We start from the raw sequence: 5664 nt of genomic DNA on the forward strand, positions 1-5664 counted from the left end.
GCTGCCCGGCCGGCGGCGCGAGCCGGCGCACGCCCGCTCCGCGCTGTTCAGCGGGCCGCCGCCCGACGCAGCACATCGGAGACCGGGCCTCCGGTGCGCGGCACGAGCGGTGGTGCCTCCGACGTGGCGACGGGCTCCGGCGTCGAGTGCGCGTTGGGCCGGCGTCCGCCGCGGTCCTCACCGAGCACCTGCCAGCCGTCGTGTGTCAGCGTGATGTACGCCCCGCAACGAAGCCCGTGCAGCGTGCAGGCATCGCGCAGTCCCCACATCCACGCGCCGTCCTCCTCCGTCCAACGCGCGTCGCCCTCACGGCAGTAGAGCAGGACCGCCGTGCGCACGGGGGTGCGGCGACGCAGGTCGTGGGGGATCACCCGGCGCAGCTGGGCCAGTAGCGCGTTGCGGAACATCCAGCCGTCGGCCGGGGCCGTACGGCGCGTGAACGAGGCGCTGGCCCGCAGCCGTTCGTCCGGGTCGAGAACCGCCACGATCGCGGTGAGCGGCTTGGGGTGATGCCGGGCGTGCAGCCCGCTGACGACCTCGCGAGGGTTGCGCAGCAGGGGAATCCCGGCAGCGGCCCATTCCGCCGGCTCAAGCAGGCGACTGGCGGAAGCGGCGGACGCGGACGTCGACAACGAGGCCGCCGAGGACGAGGCGAATCCGAAGGTCACGTTCCTCCCTTCGGCTACGCGCCCATACTGCGGGCGAGGTCGGATTCGGGGGAGCGCGCACCGCAGCGGAGCCCAACCGGAGCACGGACGAGCCGTGCGGGGAGCGGACCTCAATTCTTCCTGTCGAACTTGGATGCGGCAACGAGCAATTGGGACCACCGACTGTTATCAGGTAGTGCGTGGCTTATATCCCTACCCAAAGGTTCCGCTGACGATGCGAGAGGGGTCCGGGCACCGGCCGTCGCTCCCCGTGAGCGGCTGAACGGGGTCGGCCCCGGGCCTGCGGGTACCGGCGGCGACACGCCGCCGGAGCCCGCAAGGAGCGGTGCCGACGTGCCGGTCAGCCCTGAACAGCGAGGACCAGCGGCAGCACGCCCCGCGCGCCGGACCTGCGGAGCAGCCGGGCCGCGACCGCCAGGGTCCAGCCCGTCTCCGTGAAGTCGTCGACCAGCAGCACCGGTCCGCTCGCCTCGGCGAGGGCAGCCGCCAGGGCCGGCGGCACCGTCAACGTGCCGTCCAGGGCCTTCAGCCGCTGCGCGCTGTTGCTGCGCGGCAACCGGGGTGCGTCCCCGGCGTATTCCACGGAGCCGAGCAGCGGAAGCCGGCCGATCTCGGCGATCCGCGCGCCCAGGGAGTGGACCAGCCGCGGCCGACTGCGCGAGGCCACGGTGACCACACCCACCGGCCGGGCCGGGGCGTCGGACGCACCGGAGGCCCAGCCGCCGGGGCCCCGGGCCCAGTCGGCCAGGACATCGACCACGGCTCGCGTCACGTCGTCCGGCACCTCGGCGTCCGGCGTCTGAGGCGCGAGCAGCGGTCGCAGCCGGTTGCCCCAGCCGATGTCCGACAGCCGCCCCAGAGCCCGCCCCGGCGAGGCCTGTTCCCCCGCGGGAATGCGGCCCTTGAGGTCGATGCCGATGGCCGGGAGACCGGTAGGCCACATACGACGGGGCTCCACCTCCACCCCCGCACGGCCCAGGTCGCTCCGCGCCGCGTCCAGGGCCGCCGGTGACAGACCAGCGGTGAAGCGGGGGCCCGCGCAGTTGTCGCAGCGCCCACAGGGCTTGGCGCCCTCGTCGTCCAGCTGGCGCTGCAGGAACTCCATCCGGCACTCGGTCGTGGTCGCGTACTCGCGCATCGCCTGCTGCTCGGCCGCGCGCTGCCGGGCCACCCACGCGTAGCGCTCGGCGTCGTACGACCACGGCTGTCCGGTCGCGATCCAGCCGCCCTTGACGCGACGCACCGCTCCGTCCACGTCGAGGACCTTCAGCATGGTCTCCAGGCGTGAGCGGCGCAGCTCGACCAGCGGTTCCAGGGCCGGCAGCGACAGCGGCCCGTCCGCCCGCGCGAGGACGTCCAGGGTGCGCCGGACCAGGTCCTCGGAGGGGAAGGCCAGCGAGGCGAAGTACTCCCAGATCGCCTCGTCCTCCTTGCCCGGCAGCAGCAGCACCTCGGCATGGTCGACGCCACGGCCGGCCCTGCCGACCTGCTGGTAGTAGGCGATGGGGGAGGAGGGCGAGCCCAGGTGGATCACGAAACCGAGGTCCGGCTTGTCGAAGCCCATGCCGAGCGCGGACGTGGCGACCAGCGCTTTGACGCGGTTGGCGAGCAGGTCGTCCTCCGCCTGCTGCCGTTCGGCGTTCTCGGTCTTTCCCGTGTACGAGGCGACGGCGTGTCCGCGCTGCCGCAGGAAGGCGGTGACCTCCTCGGCCGCGGCCACGGTGAGCGTGTAGACGATGCCGGAGCCCGGCAGTTCGTCGAGATGGTCCGCGAGCCACGCCATCCGGTGCGCGGCGTCCGGCAGGCGCAGCACACCGAGGCTCAGGCTCTCCCGGTCCAGCGGCCCGCGCAGCACCAGCGCGTCGGAGGTGCCGCCCGTACCGAGCTGCTCGGCGACGTCCGCGGTCACCCGCGCGTTGGCCGTGGCGGTGGTGGCCAGCACGGGCACGCCGGGCGGGAGTTCGCCGAGCATGGTGCGCAGCCTGCGGTAGTCGGGGCGGAAGTCGTGGCCCCAGTCGGAGATGCAGTGGGCCTCGTCCACGACCAGCAGGCCGGTGGCCGCGGACAGCTTGGGCAGGACCTCGTCACGGAAGTCGGGGTTGTTCAGCCGCTCCGGTGAGACGAGCAGCACGTCGACGTCGCCGGCCGCGATCTCGGCCTGGACGGCCTCCCACTCCTCGGTGTTGGCGGAGTTGATGGTCCGGGCGTGGATGCCGGCCCGGCCGGCGGCCTCCACCTGGTTCCGCATGAGCGCGAGCAGCGGCGAGACGATCACCGTGGGTCCGCTGCCTCTGGCCCGCAGCAGCGAGGTCGCCACGAAGTACACCGCGGACTTGCCCCATCCCGTGCGCTGCACGACCAGGGCCCGGCGCCGGTCGGCGACCAGCGCCTCGATCGCCCGCCACTGGTCCTCGCGCAGCCGGGCGGCGCCCGTGGCGTCCCCGACGAGCCGGGCGAGGACGGCATCGGCCTGTGCGCGGAGATCCGCGTTGCTCGTGTGCTCCATGCGTCCATACAACAGGACGGGACCGACAACCGGGCGGGCCCGGGTCAAGGCTGTGGACAACGGGAAACACCCTTGTCGTGTCCCTGATCCGACTTATCCACAGGTCCAACCGGAGTCTCGTGATCCGCGAGATCGTCGGCGCATGACGAATCACAGCGGAACCAGCGGACCCTTCGACCACGACGACATCCCGGCACAGGCACCGCCCGCCGGACCGGCCGAGCACGCCCCGCAGGTCACTCTGCGCACCCCGGCAGAGCTGGCCGACGCCCTGCCCTACCTGCTCGGCTACCGCCCGGAGGACAGCATGGTGCTCGTCGCCCTGCACGACCACGGAGGCCGCGGCAGGTTCGGCGGCCGGGCCCGGCTCGGCATCCCCGCGAACGACGAGGACTGGGAAGCCGCCGCCCGGCAGCTGGCCCGCGGACTGGTGACCGGCAGCGAGCGGCGCGGCTCCCGCCCCGAGCGCATGGTGGCCTACGTCTGCCAGGAGCCGGGCCCGGGAGAATCCGGCCGGGACGTCAAGCGACGGCTGGAGAGGCTGGCCCAGCTGATGCGTACCGAGTGCGGCAACCTCGACGTGCCGGTCATCGAGGCTCTGTGCATCTCCGACGGCCGCTTCTGGTCGTACTGCTGCCCGGTCACGGGTTGCTGCCCCGAGGACGGCTCGCCGATGGGCCTTCCCGGCACCTCCGTGCTCGCCGCGGCGGCCACCTACGCCGGCATCCAGGTGCGCGGCACGCTGCGGGAGCTGCGCGCCAGGCTGCAGCCCTGGGAGACCACCGCGGCGCTGGAACAGGAGATCGCCCTGGACGCGGCCGGCATGACCCTCGTGCCCCGCATGCTGGACGAGACGACCCGCCAGGAAGTGGCGGAGGAGACCCTCGGCCTGGCCGAACGGATCATCCGCCGGTACGCCGCCGCGGCACCGGTCTCCGGCACGCACCCGGCGGACGTCCGCGACGACGACCTCCTGGCGGGCGACGAGGCGGCGACCCTGATCCTGGGGCTGCAGGACCGCACGACCCGTGACAGGGCCGCGGCGTGGATGGAAGGTGACGAGGCCGGCCCGGCGCTCCGGCTCTGGCGCGCCCTGGCCCGCCGCTGCGTCGGCCCCTACGGCGAGCACGCCGCCGCCCCGCTGACCCTCGCGGGCTGGGTCGCGTGGTCCATGGGCGACGAGCTGGAGGCCCGAGAGGCTCTGGCCATGGCACTGGCCGCGGACCCCGACTACCTCTTCGCCCGACTGCTGCACCAGGCCTGCAACGAGGGCCTCGACCCCGAGGCGGTCCGCCGCTGCCTGCGCGCGGAGGGCGTGTCCCGTGCGCCGTCGCAGCAGGCGGATCATGTGGTTTCGGTGGGCGAGGCGAGTCCGGCGGACCAAGTGGTTCGGGCGGATCAGGCGAGCTCGGCGGATCGTGTGACTTCGGTGGAGCATGCGGGCCCGGCGGATCAGGCGTCGTCCCCGGAGCAAGCCGACCCGGCAGATGAAGTGCCTTCCCCCGAGCGCGCGAACCCGGCACCGCGGACCGCTCGCGCCGAGCCTCCGCAGCCCCCGGCTCTGGCACCCGGGGCCAACCCCGGGAGCGACCGGAGCGCCCACCCTGGCTCCCGGGCGCGCGTGCAGCGACGGCGCCGTGCGCGGAGCGAGGGCGACGCCGGCCGCGACAAGGCGCGGGCGAAGGGACGCCGGCAGCGACCGGCCGACTCCCGTCCCCGACCGTCCGCCGCCGAGGTCACCGGGCCCGGCACCCGCGGCCCCAGCACCACGCGCACGCGTGCGGCGGTGCCAGGCGACGCCGCGTCCAAGGGCGCCCTTCGGGGCAGCGGGCACCCGCAGCCCGAGGGGGACGGGTGAGCGTCGGACGGCGCTCACCCGGGGAGTGGCCCCGCACCGGAGCACTCCTCACCGGAGCACCTCTCACCGGAGCGGTCCTCAGCGGCGCGGTCGAGTCCGGAGGGGCCGCCGGCCCGGGCGCGGACTCGGCGGACCCCCGAGGCGGCACCGCATGCCGTCGGAGCGCACTACCGGCGCGAGGCCGACGCCGACTGGCGGGCAGTACCCGGACCGTCACCCCGGCAGCTCTCCTCCCCGTCGGCCGGTCCCACCGCCATGTGACCGGCTTCCCCCGGACGAGCCGTGACCCGGACGAGTGCGCTCCCGTTCACCTGAGTGGCGGAACGCCTGTACTGGCCCTGCCGCCGTACCTTCCCTGCCCTCCGGGGCGATCTACCAGCCGCCCAGCACGTCCGAGCCGCACCGAGCGCAGAAGAAGCCACCCCATGCACCAGCAGCCGACTCCGCCCTCCGCCGCCGAACGTCCACCCTGGAGCAGGCACGAGCCGTTCCCGACGGCCGGCGCCGCCCCCCGCACACCGAAGGCAGGCGACCTTCCGCCGCCGTCCGCGGACCCACACCTTTCCTCCCGGGCAGCCCAGGTCAGTCCTCCGCCCGCCGTCACCACCCGGCCCCGCCGTCCCGGTGCGGCC

3 protein-coding genes are annotated in these 5664 nt (G+C 74.2%); 1 reads left to right on the plus strand and 2 read right to left on the minus strand.

Annotated elements, in window-relative coordinates; genetic code table 11:
• Window positions 1-47: 47 nt before the first annotated feature.
• Both CCN44_RS23790 and CCN44_RS23795 read right to left on the minus strand, forming a co-directional pair.
• Window positions 48-668 carry a hypothetical protein gene (locus CCN44_RS23790; protein WP_086699371.1) on the minus strand — a complete coding sequence of 207 codons (621 nt, stop codon included), beginning with the start codon at window positions 666-668 and terminating at the stop codon, window positions 48-50.
• Between the two features lie 340 nt (window positions 669-1008).
• On the minus strand, window positions 1009-3174 hold the full coding sequence (locus CCN44_RS23795; RefSeq protein ID WP_086699374.1) for a RecQ family ATP-dependent DNA helicase: 2166 nt from the start codon (window positions 3172-3174) through the stop codon (window positions 1009-1011).
• A 142-nt stretch (window positions 3175-3316) separates the two neighbouring features.
• Here CCN44_RS23795 and CCN44_RS23800 point away from each other — a divergent pair, with 142 nt between their 5' ends.
• On the plus strand, window positions 3317-5032 hold the full coding sequence (locus CCN44_RS23800) for a DUF4192 family protein (RefSeq protein WP_086699377.1): 1716 nt from the start codon (window positions 3317-3319) through the stop codon (window positions 5030-5032).
• Window positions 5033-5664: the final 632 nt, after the last annotated feature.

This window comes from Streptomyces tricolor, from assembly GCF_002155905.1.
Lineage (GTDB): Bacteria > Actinomycetota > Actinomycetes > Streptomycetales > Streptomycetaceae > Streptomyces > Streptomyces tricolor.